Source organism: Pseudonocardia sp. (assembly GCF_050250275.1).
GTDB lineage: Bacteria > Actinomycetota > Actinomycetes > Mycobacteriales > Pseudonocardiaceae > Pseudonocardia.
Genome location: NZ_JBFWOY010000013.1, coordinates 24293 through 45106, shown reverse-complemented (window position 1 = coordinate 45106; position 20814 = coordinate 24293). Strand labels below are relative to the sequence as shown.

25 protein-coding genes are annotated in these 20814 nt (G+C 72.7%); 8 read left to right on the top strand and 17 right to left on the bottom strand.

Translation table 11 applies throughout. The features are described from left to right. The first annotated feature begins 133 nt into the window (after positions 1–133). Positions 134–1156, top strand: a complete 1023-nt coding sequence (locus AB7F12_RS13705; protein ID WP_428496718.1) for a DUF7064 domain-containing protein — start codon at positions 134–136, stop codon at positions 1154–1156. Next, positions 1153–2748, top strand: a complete 1596-nt coding sequence (locus AB7F12_RS13700) for a class I adenylate-forming enzyme family protein (protein WP_428496717.1) — start codon at positions 1153–1155, stop codon at positions 2746–2748. Before AB7F12_RS13705 ends, AB7F12_RS13700 begins: the two co-directional genes overlap by 4 nt. Positions 2749–3110: 362 nt before the next feature. Here the strand turns inward: AB7F12_RS13700 and AB7F12_RS13695 are convergent, their stop codons facing one another. Genes AB7F12_RS13695 through AB7F12_RS13665 form a run of 7 tightly spaced genes read right to left on the bottom strand, consistent with a single transcriptional unit; the run spans position 3111 to position 6989 of the window. Beyond that, positions 3111–3560 (bottom strand): RidA family protein, encoded by a 450-nt coding sequence (locus AB7F12_RS13695; protein ID WP_428496716.1) that lies wholly within the window; start codon positions 3558–3560, stop codon positions 3111–3113. Next, positions 3557–4225: an HAD-IA family hydrolase gene (locus tag AB7F12_RS13690; RefSeq protein ID WP_428496715.1), complete on the bottom strand. Its 669-nt coding sequence runs from the start codon at positions 4223–4225 to the stop codon at positions 3557–3559. Before AB7F12_RS13690 ends, AB7F12_RS13695 begins: the two co-directional genes overlap by 4 nt. Positions 4226–4251: 26 nt before the next feature. After that, complete coding sequence (locus AB7F12_RS13685) at positions 4252–4509, bottom strand: EutN/CcmL family microcompartment protein (protein ID WP_428496714.1); 258 nt, start codon at positions 4507–4509, stop codon at positions 4252–4254. Continuing rightward, positions 4506–4841, bottom strand: coding sequence for a BMC domain-containing protein (locus AB7F12_RS13680; protein WP_428496713.1), 336 nt, complete (start codon positions 4839–4841; stop codon positions 4506–4508). The genes AB7F12_RS13685 and AB7F12_RS13680 overlap by 4 nt, the downstream gene beginning before the upstream one ends. Positions 4842–4848: 7 nt before the next feature. Further along, a complete protein-coding gene (locus AB7F12_RS13675) occupies positions 4849–5142 on the bottom strand; it encodes a BMC domain-containing protein (protein ID WP_428496712.1) in 294 nt (97 codons plus the stop codon). Positions 5143–5167: 25 nt separating this feature from the next. Then, positions 5168–5983 carry a hypothetical protein gene (locus AB7F12_RS13670; protein WP_428496711.1) on the bottom strand — a complete coding sequence of 272 codons (816 nt, stop codon included), beginning with the start codon at positions 5981–5983 and terminating at the stop codon, positions 5168–5170. Beyond that, a complete protein-coding gene (locus AB7F12_RS13665) occupies positions 5976–6989 on the bottom strand; it encodes a hypothetical protein (protein WP_428496710.1) in 1014 nt (337 codons plus the stop codon). Before AB7F12_RS13665 ends, AB7F12_RS13670 begins: the two co-directional genes overlap by 8 nt. Before the next feature lie 125 nt (positions 6990–7114). Between AB7F12_RS13665 and AB7F12_RS13660 the strand changes: the two genes are divergently transcribed. Further along, positions 7115–7507 carry a hypothetical protein gene (locus AB7F12_RS13660; RefSeq protein WP_428496709.1) on the top strand — a complete coding sequence of 131 codons (393 nt, stop codon included), beginning with the start codon at positions 7115–7117 and terminating at the stop codon, positions 7505–7507. On the opposite strand, the gene AB7F12_RS13655 is transcribed toward AB7F12_RS13660, so the two are convergent. The 5 genes from AB7F12_RS13655 to AB7F12_RS13635 all read right to left on the bottom strand — a co-directional run bounded on the left by AB7F12_RS13655 (position 7496) and on the right by AB7F12_RS13635 (position 10144). After that, positions 7496–7660 carry a hypothetical protein gene (locus AB7F12_RS13655; protein WP_428496708.1) on the bottom strand — a complete coding sequence of 55 codons (165 nt, stop codon included), beginning with the start codon at positions 7658–7660 and terminating at the stop codon, positions 7496–7498. The genes AB7F12_RS13660 and AB7F12_RS13655 overlap by 12 nt on opposite strands. Next, positions 7653–7796, bottom strand: coding sequence for a hypothetical protein (locus tag AB7F12_RS13650; RefSeq protein WP_428496707.1), 144 nt, complete (start codon positions 7794–7796; stop codon positions 7653–7655). The genes AB7F12_RS13655 and AB7F12_RS13650 overlap by 8 nt, the downstream gene beginning before the upstream one ends. Before the next feature lie 317 nt (positions 7797–8113). Next, complete coding sequence (locus tag AB7F12_RS13645) at positions 8114–8374, bottom strand: hypothetical protein (protein ID WP_428496706.1); 261 nt, start codon at positions 8372–8374, stop codon at positions 8114–8116. 292 nt (positions 8375–8666) lie between these two features. Beyond that, the gene (locus AB7F12_RS13640) at positions 8667–8948 is read right to left on the bottom strand and encodes a hypothetical protein (RefSeq protein WP_428496705.1); all 282 of its coding nucleotides are present in this window, start codon (positions 8946–8948) and stop codon (positions 8667–8669) included. A gap of 263 nt (positions 8949–9211) precedes the next feature. Beyond that, positions 9212–10144 carry a methylenetetrahydrofolate reductase gene (locus AB7F12_RS13635; RefSeq protein ID WP_428496704.1) on the bottom strand — a complete coding sequence of 311 codons (933 nt, stop codon included), beginning with the start codon at positions 10142–10144 and terminating at the stop codon, positions 9212–9214. Positions 10145–10443: 299 nt separating this feature from the next. Between AB7F12_RS13635 and AB7F12_RS13630 the strand changes: the two genes are divergently transcribed. Further along, on the top strand, positions 10444–11610 hold the full coding sequence (locus AB7F12_RS13630) for a YbfB/YjiJ family MFS transporter (protein WP_428496703.1): 1167 nt from the start codon (positions 10444–10446) through the stop codon (positions 11608–11610). Between the two features lie 4 nt (positions 11611–11614). Here AB7F12_RS13630 and AB7F12_RS13625 read toward each other — a convergent pair whose 3' ends face one another. Then, the gene (locus AB7F12_RS13625) at positions 11615–12088 is read right to left on the bottom strand and encodes a MarR family winged helix-turn-helix transcriptional regulator (RefSeq protein WP_428496702.1); all 474 of its coding nucleotides are present in this window, start codon (positions 12086–12088) and stop codon (positions 11615–11617) included. A gap of 64 nt (positions 12089–12152) precedes the next feature. Between AB7F12_RS13625 and AB7F12_RS13620 the strand changes: the two genes are divergently transcribed. Next, on the top strand, positions 12153–12929 hold the full coding sequence (locus tag AB7F12_RS13620; RefSeq protein ID WP_428496701.1) for an alpha/beta fold hydrolase: 777 nt from the start codon (positions 12153–12155) through the stop codon (positions 12927–12929). Between the two features lie 121 nt (positions 12930–13050). Here the strand turns inward: AB7F12_RS13620 and AB7F12_RS13615 are convergent, their stop codons facing one another. Beyond that, positions 13051–14244 (bottom strand): homogentisate 1,2-dioxygenase, encoded by a 1194-nt coding sequence (locus AB7F12_RS13615; protein ID WP_428496700.1) that lies wholly within the window; start codon positions 14242–14244, stop codon positions 13051–13053. Positions 14245–14494: 250 nt separating this feature from the next. On the opposite strand from AB7F12_RS13615, the gene AB7F12_RS13610 reads away from it, so the two are divergent. Next, positions 14495–15244, top strand: coding sequence for an IclR family transcriptional regulator (locus tag AB7F12_RS13610; protein WP_428496699.1), 750 nt, complete (start codon positions 14495–14497; stop codon positions 15242–15244). Between the two features lie 8 nt (positions 15245–15252). Here the strand turns inward: AB7F12_RS13610 and AB7F12_RS13605 are convergent, their stop codons facing one another. Then, positions 15253–16146, bottom strand: a complete 894-nt coding sequence (locus tag AB7F12_RS13605) for an LLM class flavin-dependent oxidoreductase (protein WP_428496698.1) — start codon at positions 16144–16146, stop codon at positions 15253–15255. Positions 16147–16236: 90 nt separating this feature from the next. Further along, positions 16237–17772: a right-handed parallel beta-helix repeat-containing protein gene (locus AB7F12_RS13600; protein ID WP_428496697.1), complete on the bottom strand. Its 1536-nt coding sequence runs from the start codon at positions 17770–17772 to the stop codon at positions 16237–16239. A gap of 467 nt (positions 17773–18239) precedes the next feature. Here AB7F12_RS13600 and AB7F12_RS13595 point away from each other — a divergent pair, with 467 nt between their 5' ends. Continuing rightward, positions 18240–18566 carry a hypothetical protein gene (locus tag AB7F12_RS13595; RefSeq protein ID WP_428496696.1) on the top strand — a complete coding sequence of 109 codons (327 nt, stop codon included), beginning with the start codon at positions 18240–18242 and terminating at the stop codon, positions 18564–18566. A 15-nt stretch (positions 18567–18581) separates the two neighbouring features. On the opposite strand, the gene AB7F12_RS13590 is transcribed toward AB7F12_RS13595, so the two are convergent. After that, positions 18582–19349: an enoyl-CoA hydratase-related protein gene (locus tag AB7F12_RS13590; RefSeq protein WP_428496695.1), complete on the bottom strand. Its 768-nt coding sequence runs from the start codon at positions 19347–19349 to the stop codon at positions 18582–18584. A 181-nt stretch (positions 19350–19530) separates the two neighbouring features. Between AB7F12_RS13590 and AB7F12_RS13585 the strand changes: the two genes are divergently transcribed. Beyond that, positions 19531–20802: a serine hydrolase domain-containing protein gene (locus AB7F12_RS13585; RefSeq protein ID WP_428496694.1), complete on the top strand. Its 1272-nt coding sequence runs from the start codon at positions 19531–19533 to the stop codon at positions 20800–20802. The last annotated feature ends 12 nt before the right edge of the window (positions 20803–20814 follow it).

Below are 20814 nucleotides of genomic sequence, written 5' to 3'. Positions count from 1 at the left end.
CCCGACACCGGTGCGCGACCCGGCCGGCCGCAGGCCCCCGGTGCGTCGCCGGTCGCGCCGGTATCGGCTCCACCGGTCTCCCGTTAGGGTTTGAGGCAGCTGCATCGACGCAGTCGGACGGACGGGGGACCACGTGACGACGACCGCGGGCGGCCTGCGCCTGGAGCACCGCGACGAGTACCCGCACCCGCCCGACGACCTCGTGAACTTCAACGAGAGCGTCTACGCCAGCGGCTGGGACGCGCGGTCGGCGATGGGCGGCTGGATGCGGCTGGGCAACCGCGTCAACGAGGGCTACGCGGAGCTGTCGGTGTGCCTGTACCTGCCCGGCGGCCGCGTGGCCTGCGCGTTCGGGAAGCCCTCGATCTCGCGGAACGACGCGTTCGACGCCGGTGGCCTGCGCTACGAGGTCGGCGAGCCGTTCGCGGGTGTCACCATGACCTACGACGGCGAGGTGTTCGTCCTCGACGACCCGTCGATCCTGCGGGACCCGCGCCGGATGTTCGCGCAGGCGCCGCGGGCCCAGGCGTCGGTGCGGTTCGACGCGCGCGGGGTCTCCCCGATGCACGGCGGCGAGCCGACGGCGCCCGAGCACGAGACGCTCATGTACTACGGCGACCAGTTCTCCCGCGGCCACTTCAACCAGCACACGGCGGTGACCGGGCACATCACGGTCGGCGACGAGGACTTCCCGATCGACGGCCACGGCTGGCGCGACCACTCGTGGGGCCCGCGCTACTGGCAGGCGATCTGGGCCTACCGGCTGTTCATCGCCAACTTCGGCGAGGACCGCGCGTTCATGATCCTCAAGAACATCCGTGCCGACGGGACGTCGCGCCGGCGTGGGGTGCTACTCGTCGACGGGGAGTACCACGAGGTCACCGACCTCGACGTGTGGACGGAGTGGTCGGACGAGCGCGAGCCGGCGGCGGCGAGGCTCGGGGTGCGGACCGCGCAGGGCACGGCGGTCATCGAGGCCCGCACGCTGACGTTGGCGCCGCTGCGCAACCGGCGCCGCACCGAGGACGGGACGGAGCTGCGGTCGCGGGTCGCGGAGGCGTTCAGCGAGTACACCTGGGACGGTCGCACCGGCTACGGGATCATGGAGTACATCGAGCGGGTGGAGGACGGCGCGGCGGTCGGATATCCGCTGTGAGTTTCTGGTGGCCGGACGCTCCGGGGCCCGAGGAGACCGTTCCCGAGTTGCTCGCCTCGCGGGTCGGCCTCGTCGGGGACGCGACGGCGTTGATCGCGCCCAGCCTCGTCACCGGCGGCGAGGTCGCCTGGACCTACCGCGAGCTGGCCGACCGGGCCGCCGTCGCCGCCGCGGCGCTGGCCGCGGCCGGGGTCGGGCCGGGGGACCGGGTCGGCATCCTGGTCGACAACGACGGCGCCGCGGAGGCCCACGTCGCCTACCACGCGGTGCACCGCCTCGGTGCGATCTGCGTGCCGCTCAACACCCGCTACGTCGCGCGCGAACTGGCCTACGTGCTCGGGTTCGTGACGCCCGCGGCGATCGTGCACGGGCCGCGGTTCCTCCCGCTGCTGTCCTCCGTGGACGTCGGGCACGCGGTGCTGCTCGACGTCGCCACCGGGCTGCTGGAGGCGCCCCGCCCTGCCGTCGACCCGGTCCCCGTCACCGGCGACGACGACGCCGACTGGCTGTTCACCTCAGGCACCACCGGCCGTCCCAAGGCGGTGGCGCTGAGCCACCGCGGGTCGGTGGCGTGCGGCTACCAGGGCGTCGGCGCGTGGGGGGTGCGGCCGGGCAGCGTCTACCAGTCGTTCGCACCGTTCTTCACCAGCACCGGCAGCCACACCAACCTGCTCGGGACGCTCGCCGCGGGGTGCACCTACGTCGTCGAGCCGGAGTTCGACGTGCACGCCACCCTCGACAGGATGGCGCGCCACCGCACGACGTCGGTCTTCCTGATCTCGACGGTCCTCGCGCTGATCCTCGACCGCCGCAGCCCCGCCGAGCTCGACGCGTACGACTTCTCCGCGCTGGAGCGGGTCTGCTACGGCGGCCAGCCCAGCAGCCAGGCGTTCTACCGGCGCATCCGGGCCGAGATCGGCGAGCGCTGGGGGGTGGAGCTGGTCAACATCTACGGGCTCACCGAGGGCGGGACGTCGGGGATCATGCTCGTCGACGACGACCACCCGGAGGCCCTGGACCGTATGGGCGACAACGGGTTGTCGATCGGACGGACCGGGTTCCGGGAGTGGGTGGGCTTCGAGGTGCGCCGCGCCGGCTCCGAGGCGACGACAGAGCCGGGTGAGGTCGGTGAGCTGTGCCTGCGCGGGCCGTCGACGATGTCGCGCTACGTGTCCGACCCGGTCGCGACGGAACGTGCGCTGCCCGGCGAGGGCTGGCTGCGCACCGGCGACATGGCCACCACCGACGACGCCGGCTTCGTCTACTTCGTCGACCGCAACGCCGCGCTGATCCGCCGTGGCGGGCTCAACGTCAGCTCGGTCGAGGTGGAGGGCGTGCTGCTGGAGCACCCCGGCGTGGCGGAGGTGGCGGTGGTGCCGCTGCCCAACGAGGTGCTGGGCAGCGACGTCCGCGCCGTCGTCGTCGCTTCCGGCCCACCGCCCGCGGCCGACGAACTGATCGCCTGGTGCGCGCAGCGGCTCGCCGACTACAAGGTCCCGGTACGCGTCGACTTCGTGGACGCCTTGCCGCGCAACGGGATGAACCGCGTCGTGAAGGGTGCGCTGACGGGCGGGGCCGACACGCTCGGCTGACGTGACGTCGCGTACGACCTGCTGCTCGTCGAGGGTCTGCACCTCGCCGTTGCGGACGACCACCCGGCCGGCGAGTGACGAAGCCCGGCACGACGAGCATGCCGGAGGCGTCGATCACCTCGTCCGCGGCAGGTGGGTCGCCGTCCCCGAGCGCTGCGCTGAGGTCGTCCTCGGCGAGCAGCCAACCCCCGTGAACCGGGTCGGCATCCGCGACCCCGCTGAGGATCGTTCCGTTGCGTATCAGCGTCGTCGCCACCGCGCACTCCTCGGGCCACCGGGAACCGCCGGACCCGACGCTGTCATCGCCCGACGCCGGCGGCAATGCCCACGTCCGGCCCCACGGGACGGTGCTCCGTGCAGGCTTATCCGAGCTGCACGGTCATGTCGACCTCGACGGCGAAGCCCAGCGGGAGGTTCTGCACACCGATCGCGGTGCGCGCGTGCGGACCGCGCTCCCCGAACACGGCCAGGAACAGGTCCGATGCGCCGTTGACGACCTGCGGGATCTCGGTGAACTCCTCGGTGCAGGCGACGTAGCCGCGCACCTGGACGACCTGGCGGACAGCGCCGAGCCCGCCTGTGGCGTGCTCGATCTGGGCGAGCAGGTTCAGGCCACAGCTGCGCGCGGCCGCGTAACCCTCGTCGCGGGTCATCGTCGCGCCGACCCGGCCCGTGAACCCGTCCGCTCCTTGCCCGGACAGGAAGAGCAGGTCGCCGGCGCGGACCCAACCCATGTAGTTGCCCGCTTTCGCCCGCAGCGCCGGCAGCGCCAGACCCAGCGCGGCCAGCCGCTCGTGCTCGACGTTCGTCATCGGTTCCCCCGCGGTGTGGTGAACACGCGTCGGCCCACGGTGACCGGCGGCAGGCCGAGCGCCACCGCGATCCGGTCCATCGAGCCCGGCGCGTCGCGGACGTCGAACAGCTGGGTGTGCATTCCGACGGCCGCTGCCCCGCCGAGGTTGGCCGCGAGGTCGTCGACGAACAGGCACCGTCGCGGATCCTCCCCGAGCGCTGCGGCGGCGGCGTGGAAGGCCTCCGGGTCGGGCTTCATCACCCCGAGCACCGAGGCCTCCAGGATCATGTCGAACGCCCGCAGCACCGGGAACCGCGACGGCCAGTCCGTGCCGAACCAGTGCGCCATGTCGTTGGTGAACGCGGCGACCCGCACCCGGCCGCCGATGCGCTGCAGCAGGCCGGTCATCTCCTCCCGGACGACCGAGCAGTTGCGCCACAGCTCCCCGATGTCGAGCTCGGGGTGCCGGGCGGTCAGCTGCGCCCAGTAGTCACGCTCGGGAAGCTGCCCGTTCTCGACCTTCGCGTACTCGGCGTCCGGTCGCGCGGCGTCGGAGAACGGCCCGGCGGGGAACGACGGGACGCGGACCCGTTCGAACAGGGTCGGGATGACGACACCGCCCATGTCGAGCACCACCGTCGTCAGCGCGGGGCGGGTGCGCCGCAGGGCCTGCCGGCGTTGCACCCTGGCAGGTCCAGGGTCTGGTGGGGTCACGCCTCGCGTCTCCCCTCGGACGGTTCGGCCACCAGCGCGACGACCGCGGCGTCGACGGTGGCGTCGCCGGTGGCGGCGGCAGCGGCCTCGTCGGTCGCGACGAGGACCAGCACACCGGGGCCGGCGTCGACGAGGTCGACCGCCACCTCGTGGCGGTCGGAGTCGAGCTCCGCGACCAGCACCAGCCGGCGCCCGTCGAGGCTCGGGAGCTGGCGGTCCGACCAGACCCGGCGCACGACGGTGCCGAGCATCATGACGATCCGCCAGACTCCAACGCCGCGATCCCACTCTGCAGCCGGCTGCTGGTGCCGTTCTCCAGCAGCGCGCCGGCCTCGGCGTGCGGCTTGGGATAGACCTGCGCGGCACGCAGCTCGCCGTACTGGCGGACGGCCTGCGATCCGGCCTCGATCGCCGAGCGCACGGCGGCGAGGCTGCCCTGGACGGCGGCGGCGAGGTAGCCGCTGCTAACCCGCTCGATGGCGATCGTCCGAACGTCGGAGGTCTTCATCATCGCCTCGATACCGGCGGTCAGCGCGACGACGCCCCGCGTCTCGATGATGCCGATCGCCCGGTCCGTGGATGGCATGTCGTCCTCAGCTTCCGATGATGGTGATGTCGCCGGCAATCGCGAGGACCGGCTCGGCCGGACTCGCGAAGACGATCGACTTGACGTTGCGACCGGAGATGGCGCGAGCCGTCTCCTCGCCGATCTCGACGGCCTCCTCGACCGTCGCGAGCTCACCCGAGACGGCCACCGCGACCAGGCCACCGCCGAGCCGCACGGTGCCCCGGACGTCGACCTCGGTGGCCTTGGTCATCGCGTCGACCGCGTCGAAGATGGGAACGAAGCCCTCGGCCTCGATGAATCCCACGGCTGTACGAGCCACTGTCTCCTCCTGGGTCCGGTTGTGACTACTGCCAGTTGACGACTGCCGCGCCGGTGCCCCAGATCGGGCCGTACTCCAGCAGTTCACACGACTCCAAGCCCTCCACGCCGGCACCGACGAGGAACGGGTACACCCGCAGCCGGCTGTCGGCCTGGGCTGCCCGCGCGTACTCCTCGCGCAGGTCCAGGACGTCGCCGTGCTTGCGGTCGACGATGAGGTCCAGCATGCGCCGGTCCCATGTCTCGTGGCCGTCGGCGATCCGGTCCTCGGCGGGCGAGATCCATCGTTGGATCAGCCCCGACGACAACCCGCTGACGACGACGACCCCGATGCGCCTGCCGAGGTCGCCGGCTGCGGACAGGGCGGCCTCGCCGAGCACCCGCATCACGTCGGCGCCGGCGTAGAGATTGCACGACACGAGCGCGAGCCGTAGCCGGTGCTCGGGGTCGAGCAGGTTCATCGCGGTGATGGTGCCGTTGTCGACCGGGAAGCCGTCGTAGCGCGTGCGCCGCGCCTGCAGCCCACGGGCATCGATCGCATCGGTCCAGCGCAGGGTGAGCTCCGTGTCGACGGTGATGTCGTAGGACTGGCGACCGAAGTCGTAGCGGTACCAGTTCTCGTCGCAGTGCTCGCCGACCAGATGCGGGTCGGTCTGGACCTGGTGGCCGAGCACCGTGAACCACTGGGTGGAGACCATCACCACCGTCTGCACGCCCGCCGCGCGCAGCCGGTCACCGGTGCGGCGCACCGCGTCGCCGAGCCGGGCCCAGCTGGGCGCCGGCTCCGACGCGAGCACGTGCGGCATCCCGGGCACGAGGGCGGCCATCACGAGGTCAGCCACGACGGTCCGTCCATTCCACGAGGGCGTTGCCGGTGCCGATGACGGTGCCGAAGGCGAGGACCTCGCCGCCGACGTCCGGCCAGCCCATCGCCGACAGCAGCCAGGTGAGGCTGCCTGCCTTGGTCTCCGACGAGGTCTGCGCGATGTGCTCGGGGATCACCTCGCGCAGTCGTGACGTCGGGCCCTCACGGATCGCGGCGAGCAGCCGCATGTCCCACTCGTACTGGTGCTGGTCGTACGGGTGCTCACGGGCCATGTCCTCGGGCAGCTCCGGCTCGACGTCCCAGTGCAGGTGCGACAGCGAGTTCGACGCCAGCAGCACCGCTCGCCGGCCCGTCTTCTCGATGGCTCGCCGCGTCGCCTCGCCGAGCACCTCCATCTCGTCGAGGGCGGCGTCGGAGTAGAAGTACGGGTTGTTGTTCGCCGATATCGACACGACCGGCAGGTCCCAGGCCGGGTTGACCAGGTGCAGGGCGCCGATGGTCGCGTAGTCGACGCGGACGTCGGGCTCGCGCATCGCGCTCGTCACAAGACCGAGCCCGTCGGCCTCGGTCAGGATCGACTCGGCCAGCTCGACGTCGGTGCGGAAGTCGTAGTGGTACCGGAACAGGTTGGGGAAGATCGGCTCCACCGAGACGCCGCGCGGGTTCGGTACACAGTTGACGTGATGGCCGACCATCGTGATCCAGTGCGGCGCGTGGACGACGAGCACATCGGGCCGGTTCGGCCCGGTGAGCCGGCGGCGCAGCTCTTCGTAGCCCCAGCGCAGCACCTCCCAGCCGCCGCGCGAGCGCGGCTCGTTCTGCGGGGGGTTGTCGGCGTAGATCAGGTGCGGCGGGTGCGGCGCGAGGTAGCCGGCGACGATCCCGCCCGTCGCGGGGTCCCGGTCGGCGGGTGGTACGCCGCAGCCGGGCGGGGCGTCCGGCGCGGGCAGCCGCGGCGGCGGCCCCTCCCGGCGTGCCCGCGACACCGAGGTTCCTGCGCGGACGTGGAACACGCGGCTCATGGCGGTAATGGTGCGGGACCACAGGGCGGCGATCCACGGCCCTGTCCAACAGCATTGGACGGACCGGACGCACGGCGTGGCTCACGGCCGACAATCGGACAGACCGCCAGAAAGGGGTGCACCCCGTGAGCGCTTCCGTCGGCAAGGCCGCCGAGATCCAGCACGCGTTCCGTCCGACGGTGGAGGTGCTCTCGGTCCGCGGGCTCGCCGAGCGCACCGGTCTGCCCCGCCTGCACCGGGAGTCCGGGCCGACCAGGGTCCCCATGGTCAACCGGGTGGGCATGCGGGCACCGGCGTTCCTGTCGGGCTGCGGCAAGAGTGCGCTTGCCGCGCTCGACCCTGTCGACGCCGACCAGCCGGTGCGCCGGCTCTGCCGTGACGAGGAGCTGCCGCTATCGGACGCGGTCTCCGGCGCAGCGCGGGTGGCGAGCAGGAGGTTGCAGGTCGCCGGGGGCGGGCCGAGCGGCTCGCCCCCGGCGACGGTGCAGCACTCCAGGGTGCGTTCGCTACCGCTCTGAACCGCGGTCGTCCGCGCGGGCCTCGGCGATCGCGTCGAGAACTCGTTCGGGCGTGGCCGGCAGGTGCCGGACCTCGGCTCCGAGCGGGGCGAGCGCGTCGTTGACGGCGTTGAGGATCGCCGCCGGGACCGACACCATCGTCGACTCACCCATCCCCTTGGCCCCCGAGGGGGCTGCGCAGGTCGCGCAGCCACCACGAGTCGACCCGGGCGAGCCCGACGTCGAGGTCCTGCGCGACCCGATGGGCGCGGTCCCCGACGAGGTTCGGCAGCGCACGACGCTCAGTCACTCGTTCCCCTGGTCGAACGGCACGTGAGTCCGGCCGACGTGAACCGCGGCCGACCCACGAGTGAGAGACCTAACATCAGCAGTGTCCGCGATCACGGTCCAGAACCATGTCCGAGTGTGCTGGACACACGGCCCCGGTGACCACGGTTCGGACACCGGAGCGCGTCTGCGGCGCGCTCGAACCCCTGCCGGACCGGCGCGGTGCCCGGCGGGTGACATGACGATGCGCGCCCGGGCGGCCCACGCCCGAACGCGCATCGCGTCCCACACCATCCCCGGTGACCGCCACCCCCCACGGATGCCGGTCACCGCCCACGCTCAGCTGCTGTAGGACCAGTCGTCGCACTTGCCGTACTTGTCGCCGTCGTAGTCGTCGCACTTGCCGTACTTGTCGCTGTCGCAGTCGTCGTACTTGCCGTACTTGTCGTCGCAGTCGTTCCACTTGTCCTTACCGCCGCCGTAGCCACCCCACTTGTCGTTCTCCCACTTGTCGTTGTCCCACTTGTCGTTCTTGCCGCCGTAACCGCCGTCCCACTTGTCGTTGTCGTAGGACTTCGAGGGGCAGGTGCTCTTGAACATCGGGGGCTCCGCATTTTCTCGGTTTCGGTGCGGAGTAACCGTTTTCGGCGACCCCGTCTGCTGAGAAATACTTTGCCCGTTTCCTGCCCCGTTGGGGATCGGCTGCACCCCCGGACCAGCAGGGGCAAACCCGACTTCCCCACCGGGGGCCGGCTCGGTACGGGGCGGATCGCGGCCCGCGGTGGCGACGGGCCGAGGACCTCGACACACCGGGCGACGACGTCCGGACATGCGAAACGGCGCCCACCTCCCCCGAGGTGCAGGCGCCGTTTCGCCGCAGCGACGCGGATCGTCAGCCGACAGGCTGTTCCGCGTCGGAAGAGGTCGTCGGGGCGGGAGCCGTTCCACCGGACGCCAGGTGCGCCCACCGAGCCCCGTAGCCGGTCGCGGCGCGCGCGACATCGGCGCAGGACGGCGCCGGCGCACCGCCCCACGTGGTCGTGCCGTTGTTGCCCTCGCAGGTGTAGCCGGTCGCCGGACCCGCCTCGTCGGCGAGCGCGGCGCCCGCGCCGACGGTGGCAACGGCCGCCACGGTGAGCGTGGACACCGCGACGACACGGCGGATGAGGGACACGAGCGTGCCTCCTGGTGACGTCGGAGCCGATCGCACGCGACGCTAGCGAGATCCCTCGACCGTTCGGGGCCGTTCGGATCGTCGACCCCCGACCGAGGTCATCGGATCACCCGGAATCCCGAGGGGCCGCACGCTCTGTCACCCGCGACGGGCGGGGCGGACCGCTCGTCGACGTGCGGTGTGCGCCGGCCCGCATGCACCGCATCCGCCTGTCCAGGCGCCCGCACCGGGGCCGGGTCACCTCGACGGCGGACCCGCGCCGGTCAACCCAGCAGGTCGCGGATGTCACGGGCGAGGTCGACGGAGGCGTCGATCTCGAGCTTCCGGTTCGTGAGGCTCTCGACGTTGATGCCGAACGGCAGGCCGAGGCGGCGGCAGTACGCGATCAAGGCCCGGGCGTTGAGGAGGCACTGTTCGTACGAGGCGGCGAGCGGGTCGCCGCGGTCGATCTCGGCGCGGAGCCATCGCGGCACGTCGATGCCGAGCCAGGTCATGAACTCCAGCGTCTTCATCGACCCGCACGGGGCCAGGGTCAGCACCACCGGGCGCGGGTCCAGGCCTCGTTCACGGCAGGTGTGGGTGTAGTCCGAGAGCAGGTCGCGCGTGTGGTCGAGGTCGTAGCAGACCTGCGAGACGAAGAACTCGCAGCCGGCATCCTGTTTTCGCAGCATGCGCAGGTGCTCGGCGCCGGCCGCGGCATGACGCTCGGCGATGACCACCCCGCCCATCCGCGGCGGGAGCGGGAGGGCGGCATGTCGCCGGTGCGCCTCGGGCAAGCTCGTCCGGACCCGCTGGTGCCGGGAGGCCGCACCGACCAGCACGGTGAGCACCCGGTCGCGGTCGGCGCCCGACAGCCAGTGCTCCAGCTGCTCTCCGGTGTACTTGCCGACGGCGCGGTAGACGATCACCGGGCCGTCCCAGCAAGCGAGGTGGCGGTCGAGGAAGTCGGCCGGGTCCATCATCGGCATGAACGGGAACGGCCGTGGGGTCGCGGCCCGGTCCGCTTCGGCGTCCACGTCGTAGAGGATGAGCCCGTCGACCTGCACCGACCGGAGCCGCTTCAGCGCCGCGGCGGCGATGCCGTCGGCCTGGTCGGGGCTGCTGGTCTGCCGCGGCGGGGTCAGGCCGTGGAGCAGGACACCGCCGCGGGTGCGGGCCAGGAGCTCGGCGGCCGTTGCGGTCGGAGCGGAAGCCATCCGTCGATCATCCCAGGCGCCCGGGGCGGACCGGCGGACCGTGAGGCGTGACGACCGGGAACGCGGGCACGCCCGCGCGAGAGCCGGGACCGTCACGCGCACGTGTCGACGCGCGGGCGCCCGCCGCCGGGGCTCGCGACGACCCGCTGTCACCGGCCGGGCCGGCGTCCGCGGGTCCGGGCAGCGACGTCGGGGAGCTGCCGTCGTGCGGATGCGCGCGGTGGACACGGCCGGGCTTCCGATGGCCGCGCGGGCGACATAGCGTCGGGGACGACAGCGCCGACACCGACCGGAGGCCGATGACCACCGAGCTTCCCACGCGGTCGGCGACGCCGTGGCGGACCGTCGCGCTCGGTGCCTGCGCGCTCGCGACGGCGATGGGGATCGGCCGCTTCGTCTTCACCCCGATCCTGCCGTTGATGGAGGAGCAGGCCGGGCTGAGCGCGCAGGCGGCCGCGGCGCTCGCGACGGCCAACTACGTCGGCTACCTCGTCGGTGCCGTGATCGGGACGGTCACGCCCGCCGCGATGCGGTCCCGGACGGTCTACCGGCTGTCGCTGGTGCTGCTCGTCGCGTCGGTCGCGCTGATGCCCGTCACCACGAACCTGCTGGTCTGGGAGCTGCTGCGCGGCACCGCGGGGGTAGCGAGCGCCGTCGTGTTCGTCGCGACGTTCACGACGGTGCTCGTGGACCTGCGCGGACACCCCGAGCATCTCGTCGGCGCGACGATCGGCGGCGTCGGGGCGGGCATCGCGCTGTCGGGGCTGCTCGTCGCGGTGGTGCGGCCGATCGCGGACTGGACCGTCGCGTGGTGGGCGTCGGCGGCGCTGGCCGCGCTGCTCGCGGCGGTGGCGTGGTGGCTGCCCGTGGGCCGGGACGCGGCGCCCGGGGCCGCACCCGCGGGCCGTCCGCGGCGCCGGACGCGGCCGTGGTTCGTGGCGCTGTTCGTCAGCTACTCCCTCGAAGGCGTCGGCTACATCATCGCCGGGACGTTCCTGGTCGCGGCCGTGCAGCAGAACACCTCCGGCGCGGTCGGCGCCTGGACGTGGATCGTCGTCGGGCTGGCGGCCCTTCCGTCGTGCGCGTTGTGGATGATGCTGGTCCGCCGCTGGTCGCGGCCCACGCTGCTGCTCGCGGCGCTCGTCGTGCAGGCGGTCGGGATCGCGCTGCCCGCGCTGTTCGGCGGGACCGTCCCGGCGCTCGTCGCGGCGGTGCTGTTCGGAGCCACGTTCCTGGCGGTGGCGACGATCTCGCTGCCGATCGGCTCCCACCTGGGCTACGCCCGGTCGGTCGCGGTGCTGACCGTCGGCTACAGCGTGGGGCAGATCCTCGGCCCGGTCGTCGCAGCCCCCCTGCTCGACGGCGGCTACCGCGCCGCGCTGCTGCTCGCGGCGGTCGTCGTCGCGGCGTCGGCGGTCGCGGCGGCGGCACTGCGGTTCCGTTACCCGCACGAGCCCGCCGGCTGAACCGTCAGGCGTCGCGGCCGCCGCCCTGTTCGTCGAGGATCGTGACGAGCCGGTCCAGTGTGCGCATCGCCGCCTCGAACTCGGCCGGCCCGACGTGGTCGCCCCATTCCGTCTCGAGCTCGGCGACGCGGTGCCCGGCGAGGGCCAGGATCTCGCGGCCGCGCGACGTCGGGTAGATCAGTTTCGCGCGGCCGTCGGACGGGTCGCGGCGGCGTTCGAGGTAGCCCTTGGCCTGTAGGTCGTCGACGAGCTCGGCGCAGGCCGCGAGGCTGAGTTGGGCGCGCCGGGCGAGTGTGGTCAGCCGGACGCCGTCGACGCCGACGTTGCCGAAGACGTGCAGGTGTGCCTCGCGGATGTCGGTGACGCCGTGTTCGGCGGCGAGGGCGAAGACGTCGCGGCGGAACCGTTGCAGGAGCCGGACGAGGACCTGGCCGACGGCGAGCCGGTCGTCGGGCAGGGGACGGGTTGACGGGGTCACGATTCCGGAACATACTCTGGTTTCCGAAGCTTCGGTTTCCGAAGCATATCCGAGGAGGACCCCCGTGCAGATCGAGACCGGCATCGGCCCCGTCCACGTCGAGGTCGACGGAACGGGACCCCCCGCACTGCTGTGGCACAGCCTGTTCCTGGACATGCGGCAGTGGGACCGCGTCCGGGCGGAGCTCGCCGCGCACCGCACGCTGGTACTGCTCGACGGACCGGGCCACGGTCGCGCGGGCCGGCCGCCGCGACGGTTCGGCTTCGACGACTGCGCCGATGCCGCCGCTCAGGTCCTGCGTGCACTCGATCTCGGACCAGAGGTCGACTGGATCGGCAACGCCTGGGGTGGGCACGTCGGCTACGCATACGCAGCCCGGCACGCCACCCGCAGCCTGGTCACGATCGCGGCGCCGCCGACACCGCTACCGCCCGCGCAACGCCGCCGGATCGCCCTGCTGACCGCGGTGTTCCGCGCCACCGGAGCACGGCCACTCACCGGCCCCGTCCTCGCGGCACTGCTCTCCGACGCCGCCGATGCCGACACGATCGCCGTGGTCCGCCGCGCGTTCCACGGCGGGGACCGTGTCGGCATGCACCGCGTGATGCGGTCGATGATGCTCGACCGCCCGGACCTCACCGACCGGCTGCACCGCATTGCGGTCCCGACGCTCCTCGTCGCGGGCGCCGACGACCCGATGTGGACACCGCAGCGCGCCGAGCGCGCCGCGACCGCTCTCGTCGACGGCCGCGTGGCGACCATCGCGGGCGCCGGGCACATCCCGCCGCTGGAGCGTCCCGGCGAGACCGCCGCCGCCGTCCTGGAGCTCTGGAAGGTCTGACGGGCCGGGCGGCCGAGGACGGGGGTCCCGGCGCGCCGTCGGCGGCGGCGCGGGCGATCGTGTCGCCGCCCTCGTGTCGCCGCCCTCGTGACGCCGCCCTTGTGACGCCGCCCTCGTGACGCTACGACGGGCCGCGGCCCGCCCACGTCCAGGCGTAGGCGGGGTCCTCCGCGGCGAGCCCGCCCTCACCGAGGGCCAGCGGCCGGAAGGTGTCGACCATGACGGCCAGCTCGTCGAAGAACTCCGTCCCGAGGGACCGTTCGATCGCGCTGGGCTGCGGGCCGTGGCTGTGCCCTCCGGGGTGCAGCGACACCGAGCCCTGCGCGATCCCCGATCCCTTCCGCGCCTCGTAGCTGCCGCCGCAGTAGAACATCACCTCGTCGGAGGCGACGTTGGAGTGGTAGTACGGCACCGGCACCGACAACGGGTGGTAGTCGACCTTGCGGGGCACGAAATTGCAGATCACGAACCCGTCACCCTCGAACACCTGGTGCACGGGCGGCGGCTGGTGCACGCGACCGGTGATCGGTTCGAAGTCGGCGATGTCGAAGGTGTACGGGTAGAGGCAGCCGTCCCAACCGACGACGTCGAACGGGTGCGTCGCGTACACGTACCGGGTGCCGGTGATGCCGTCGACGCCGCGGTGGCGGACCAGCACCTCGACGTCCTCGCCGTCGGCCGGCACCGGCTCGCCGGGGCCGCGCAGGTCGCGCTCGCAGAAGGGGGCGTGCTCGAGGAACTGCCCGTAGCGCGACAGGTACCGCTTCGGCGGCGCGATGTGCGACGACGCCTCGATCATGTAGAGCCGCAACGGTTCCGAGCCGTCGGGGAGCCAACGGTGTGTCGTCGACCGCGGGATCACGACGTAGTGGCCCGCCGACGCGCGCAGCGTGCCGAACACGGTTTCGATCGTCGCCGACCCGGACTCGACGTAGACGCACTCGTCGCCGACGGCATCGCGGTAGAGCGGCGACGGCTGCCCGGCGACGACGTAGGAGATGCGGACGTCGGCGTTGCCCAGCACGAGCCGCCGCCCGGTGACGGCGTCGACGGCCTTCCAGTCGTCGCCGGCGAGGGCGTGCAGCTGCAGGTGCCGCGGCAGCAGCGGCCGGTTCTCCGTCAACGTCTGGTCGGGCGGGTCCCAGGGCGTGGCGTCGACGATCGCCGAGGGCACCCCGCGGTGGTAGAGCAGCGAGGAGTCCGACGAGAAGCCCCCCTCCCCCATCAGCTCCTCGTGGTGGAGGTCGCCGTCGCTGCTGCGGTGCTGGGTGTGCCGCTTCGGCGGGACGTGACCGGAACGCCGGTAGTACGCCATCGTGGGTCCTCCTCCCGGGCCGGACACCCATGATGGCCCGTCGGGGACGTTCGGCCGAGCCGTAGGACCGTGTCGACCTCGGCGGCGAGCCCGAGCGGCAGGATCTGCCACCCCGATCGCGGGAAGACCGGTTCGCCGGACACGCCGCGCGGGTGCGGGGCGTGTCCGTCCCATTCGGCTGGACACACGGCGGGTGCAGACAGCCCCGGCCGGGCGACACTCTCTGCGCACAGGCGAGAGGAGCCGCGGCATGAGCGCGTCCGTGGGCAAGGCCGCCGCGATCCTGCGGGCGTTCCGTCCGACGGTCGAGGTGCTCTCCGTCCGGGGTCTCGCCGAACGCACCGGGTTCCCCCGCTCGACCGTGCACCTGCTGTGCCGCTCGCTCTGCGACAACGGCCTCCTGGAGACCGTCCCCCGCGGCGGCTACCGGCTGGGACCGCTGCTGCTGGAGCTGGGCGGGCTCGTCATCGAACGGACCGGGCTCGTGGAGGCCGTCGAGGGATCGACCGCCGCGCTGCGCCGCGCCCCCGGGCAGGAGCTGCACGTCGGCCAGCTCGTCGAGGGCTGGGTCGTCTACCTGCACCGCGAGTCCGGGCCGAGACGCGTGACGATGACCAACCGGGTCGGGATGCGGGCGCCCGCCTTCCTGTCCGGGTGCGGCAAGAGCGCGTTGGCGGCGCTGGATCCCGTCGACGCCGACCAGCGCGTGCGACGGCTGTGCCACGACGAGGACCTGCCGCTGCCGGACATGGCCGCGCTCGACGACGAGTTCGCCGCCGCCCGCTCGGCCGGCTACCTCGTGTGCCGCTCGTTCCAGGCAGGCCGCACGTCGGTGGCTGCGCCGGTCGTCGGCCCCGACGGCCATCCCGCCGGCGCGCTGTCGGTGGCGGGCCCGCACTCGACGTTCCCGCCCGCACGCCTCGCCGACCTGGGCAGATGCGTCGGCGAGGCCGCGTCCGTCGCGAGCCGGCGGCTGAGCGGGCGCCTCCGGAGCTCGTGAGTGGCCGGTCAGCCCAGCTGCGGGAGGATGTCCGAGGCGACCCGCTCGAACAGGCGCCGGCCCTCGTCGGCGGTGCCGCGGATACCGGGGACGATCACCTCGTCGGCGCCCGCGTCGCTCCACCGCCCGATGGTGTCGACGATCTGCGCCACCGATCCCGACACGACCGCGCTGCCCGCGCCGGTGGTATCGCCGTCGATCTCCAGCATCGCCTGCGTGGACCGGCGGATCTCGCGTGGGTCGCGTCCGATGCGGTCGCAGTGCTCGTCGAGGACCCGCGACTTGTGCGCGAACAGCTCTGGCGTCGACCAGCAGTTCCACTCGTCGGCGTAGCGGGCGACGACGCCGAGCATCCGCTTCTCCCCGCTCGCCCCGATCAGGATCGGCATCCGGGCGGCACCGGGCCGGGTCACGACCGGTGCACCCGTCACCGTGTAGTGCTCGCCGGCGACGGTGGTGCTCGGTTCCCGGAGCAGCCCGGTCAGGACCTGCAGGCCCTCCTCGAAGCGGTCGATGCGCTCGCGGACCGGGCCGAGCGGCAGGCCGTAGGCGGCGTGCTCGTTGAGCTGCCAGCCCGCGCCGACGCCGAGGACGAGCCGCCCGCCGGCGATGCCGTCGACGGTCGCGGCGATGTTGGCCAGCACGGCCGGGTGCCGGAAGGTGATCGACGCGACGAGGCTGCCCAGGCGCACCCTCGGCACGGCCGCGCCGATGCCCGCGAGCATGCCGAAGCACTCCAGGTTGCCGCTGGAAGAGACCTCCTCGGTGCCGGTGTTGGCCATGAAGTGGTCGGCGAGCCACACCGAGTCGAAACCGGCGGCCTCGGTCTCCCCCGCCACTGCGAGCACCTCGTGCGGTGCCCACGTCGTACCCAGCCACGCTCCGATTGCCGGCTTCGCCACGCGCACTCCTTCGTCGATCTCCGGTCGCTCCGCCCATCCTGCGACGGGGCCCCGGACGGTGCTCGGGCGAGGGTGCACATCAGCGCGATGTCACTCGACGGTCTGGTACGCCCCGATGTCGGGCCGGTCCTGCGGCCGCGCGGTGCCCGCGATGTCGGCGGGCGGTGCGGCGTCGGGGGATCCCGACCCGGTACCCGGTGTCCCCGGCTTGAGGTGGAGGTCGCCGGCCTGCTGGTCGACGAACTCGGGCACGCCCGTCACCTGCTCGGTTCCGATGCCCTCGGCGGCGAACAGGTTGTGGTCGGCCGTGAACGCCGTCGAGCGGCCCTTGACGTCCTGCTCGTTGCCCGCGAACAGGTTGTTGCGCAGGATGTTCGTACCGCTGAGCTTCGTGTCGCCGACGACGAGGCCCGCGGTCTCGTTGCCGACGATCGTGTTGTTGATGATCCGGATGTCGGAGAAGGTCCCGTCGGACTCGGTGAAGAAGCCGATGCCGCCGCCGTTGTTGCCGGTCACGACGTTGTTGACGATGTCGATGTTGGCCAGGCGCCGGGTGTCGGAGTAGTCCTCGACGCCGAGCATGATGCCGGTCTTGCCCGGCCCGCTGGCGCCGGAGACCTTGTTGTCGGACACCACGATGTCGTGCGCGGAGTCGATGTAGATGTTGGGGCCGCGGTTGTCGGTCGCGGTGTTGCCGTGGATGCGGCCGTTGCGGGCCTCGTACTTCGCATCGATGCCCTCCTCGCCGTTGCCCGTCACCGTGCAGCCGACGATCTCGAAGCCGTCGATGTTGTCCATGCTGATGGCCTCCATCTCGGCGTCGGTGCCGAGGGAGTTGTTGCCGTGGACGTTGGCGTACTGGACGGTGATCTTCGAGCCGTTGAGGAAGACGACGCCGCCGTGGCGGGAGTCGGCCACCTCGACCTTGTCGAGCACGATGTTGGAGGTGTCCTCGGCGTAGATCCCGAAGCGGTTCGCCTTCTGCACCGACAGTCCGGCGACCCGGATGTAGGAGCGGTCGGACAGGTCGATCCGGCCCTTGTCACTGCCGTCGCCGCCGTCGATCTGGACGGTGCCGCCCGGCGCCGCCTCGTAGGTGATCCACTGGCCGTCGGTGCCGCTGGTCGGGGCGCGGAAGCCCTCGTAGGAGCCGGGCTGGATCAGCACGGTGTCGCCCGGCTGCGCCTGTGCGGCGGCGTCGGCGATGGTGCGGAACTGCTTCGAGCCGTCGGCGGCGACATCGAGTGTCTTCCCGGTCCCGGCGGGGGCCGGGCCGACGCCGGAGGGCACCGCCAGCGGTGCGTTGCCGGTGGGCTGCGACGGTGCGGACGGCGACAGCACCCACCACAGCACGCCCGCGACGAGCACGACGACGAGCCCGATCGCGGCGGGCACGAGGCGGCGCGGACGCCGCGGCGACGAGGCGGCGACGACCTGCGTGGTCTGCCCGGCGTCGGGTGGGCCGCCGGCCGCCGGCACCGCCCGGGTGGCCTGCGCCGGGGCGCCGGGCCCCGGGCGCGGTGGGGTCAGGGCCTGTGTGGCGTCGGGCGCGGGGCCGGGGGGAACGGCGGGGATCGGCTGGGTGTCGTCGACCTGCCGCCGCGGCGCCGGTGTCGGGGACGTCATCGGCGGGCCCTCGTCGTCATGTCGCCAGTCTTGCGGCCGAACGGTTAAGCGATGGCAAAAAGGCGTACCCGGTGCGGCCGGACGGTCTCCACGCGCGGTCAGCGTGCCTGCCGCCTCGCGGGCCCCGGCGCGGGCCGGTACCAGCGTTCGGACCTGCGGTTGCCCTGCTGCGGCGGGCGCGCGGGGCGGCTGCGGGGGCGTCGTGCCGGACCGGGATGTCACCCGTCGGTGTCGTCCCGATCCGCCCCGGACGAGCGGAAGATCACGATGTCGTCTGGGCCGAGCGTCCGGTCCGTCCGTGGTTGCGGTCACACTCGGGGGCTCGACCTACCCAGAGGTGTGGTTGGCCGCGCCGACCATGGTGATCGCCCCCTCGACGGCGGCCGGTACCCGGCCATCCCCGCCGCCGGCGGCTGGATCGGCCCGGTCGGAGTCCTGTAACGGAAGATCGTCTCTATCCTGGCGGTGTGTCCCTTCGTACCCCCACCCGGCGCGCCTCGCTCGGGCTCGCCACCGTCGCCCTCGCGCTGGCCCTCGCGGGCTGCGGGGGCTCGTCGAGTACCGACTGCGGCCTCGACGGCTGCACGATCGCGTTCCCCCGCAGCGGCGAGGCCGCGGTGTCGGTGCTCGGCATCCAGGCGAAGCTCGTCGGGGTGCGGAACGACGTCGCCGACATCGAGGTCGCCGGCCAACGGGTCCGGGTGCCGGTCGGTGCCGAGACCCAGGCGGCGGGCTTCACGGTCGGCGTCGAGAGCGTGACGGCGTCCGAGGTCGTCGTCCGCGTCCGCCCCTGACCGCCCGGTCGCCGGTCAGCGCCCCTGCCAGCGGGGTTCGCGCTTCTCCAGGAACGCCGCCACCCCCTCGGCCCTGTCCTGCGACCCGTCGACGACGACCCCGGCGACGGCGGTCGCGCGCCAGCCGCGCTCGTCGGGCTCGCTCACCACGGCGTCGACCGCGCGCAGGGTCGCGCGCACGGCCACCGGCGAGTTGGCGCACACCTGCCCGGCCAGCACGAGCGCCGCGGCCTCGGCCTCGCCGTCCTCGACCAGCTCACCGACCAGGCCCAGCTCGTGGGCACGCCGCGCGTCGAGCGGCTGCCCCGTCAGCAACATCTGCTTGGCGACGGCCAACGGCAGCGCGCGGTGCGTCCGGAACAGCGCCCCGCAGTTGGCGACGAGGCCGCGCGCGACCTCGGGCAGCGCGAACCGGGCCGACCGCGCGGCGACGACCATGTCGCAGGCCAGCACGATCTCGAAGCCGCCGCCGTAGGCCGCGCCCTCCACCGCCGCCACCAGGGGGGTCGACCGCACCCGGCGCACCACGCCGTAGTTGCCGCCGCGCGGCGTCGGCTCCCCGGCCCGGGTGGCCAGGTCCGTTCCCGCACAGAACGTCCCGGGGCCGCCCGACAGGACGCCGCACCAGAGCTCCGGATCGTCCTCGAGCTCGTTGAGCGCGGCGTCGAGCGCGGTGGTCATGGCGGCGTCGACGGCGTTGCGTTTGGCGGGGCGTTCCATCCGGATCAGCAGGACGTGCCCGCGGCGTTCGGTGGCGACACGGTGCTCGGTCGGCGTACTCACCCCGCCACCCTGACAGACGGGCGGCGGCGGGCGTGTCGCCGACGCCACCCGACTGGTGGCTACCGGCGCCGGCGTACGGGAACGAGTGTCTGTCCACACTGTCCGGAACGTGAAGGCCGTGCTCGGCGGAGCCCCGTCGGCCCGACGCACTGCGGACCCGACCGAGCCTGGAGCCCGCCCCATGCGTCCGACGAAGACCGCTGCGCTGGTCGCAGCCTGTGCGATCGCCGCGCTGACAGCGTGCACCGCCCCCGGCGAGGGGCCCTCGACACTGCCCCCGGACGCGGCCGTCCCGACGCTCGCGAAGCAGGCCGGGTACGCCGCGACGGTCCAGGACAAGGTCACGGAGGCGATGCGCGCGAACGTCATCCCGGGCGCCATCGTGAAGATCTCGTCGCCGGCCCAGGGCGACTGGTCGGGCACCTTCGGCACGGCCACGATCGGCCGCGACGACCCGATGACGCTGGACGACCACGTCCGCATCGGCAGCATCACCAAGACCATGACCTCGACGGTCGTCCTGCAGCTGGTCCAGGAGGGCAAGCTCGCGCTCGACGACCCGATCTCGAAGTACCGCCCGGACGTCCCCGGCGGCGACAGGATCACGATCGCCGACCTGGCCGAGATGCGCAGCGGGCTCTACAGCTACACCTTCGACCGGGGCTTCAACGAGACCCTCGACCGCGACCCCGGCAAGGCCTGGACACCCGACGAGCTGCTGACGATCGCCTTCTCGCACCCGGTCAACGCACCGCCGGACACGACGTTCGAGTACTCCAACACCAACATCGTCCTGCTCGGGGTGGTCATCGAACAGCTGACCGGCACGCCCCTGGAGCAGGCGTTCGAGCAACGCATCATCACACCGCTGGGCCTGACGCAGACCGAGCTGCCGGTGCGTACCGACGCGCGCATCCCCGACCCGCACCCGCAGGGCTACTCCTTCGGCACCAACGTCTCCCAGATCGAGACGTACGCGCTGCCCGCGGCCCAGCAGGCCGAGGCGCTCGCCGGCCGCCTGCAGCCCTCGGACGTGACGGACGCGAACCCGTCGTGGGCGTGGGCCGCGGGTGGCGCGATCTCCACGGTGCCGGACCTGTTCACCTACGCGAAGGCCCTCGTCAGCGGCCAGGGACTGCTCGACGCCGCGACCCAGAAGATCCGGATGGACAGCATCCGGCCGACCGACCCGGCCCAGCCGGAGGCCGCGGGCTACGGCATCGGCATCGCCAAGCTCGGCCCCCTCGTCGGGCACGACGGCCAGATCCCCGGGTTCATGACGTTCACCGGCCAGGACCCGAAGACGGGGCTCGTGGTCACCATCGCCACGAACCTGGCGACGGTGCCCTCCGGTGAGGGTTCAGCACTGACCGTGCTCAAGGCGATCCTGCCGATCTTCTACCCGGACATCCAGACACCCGGCAACCCCGCGGCGGTGCCGACCACGCGCTGAGGGCTCGCGCCG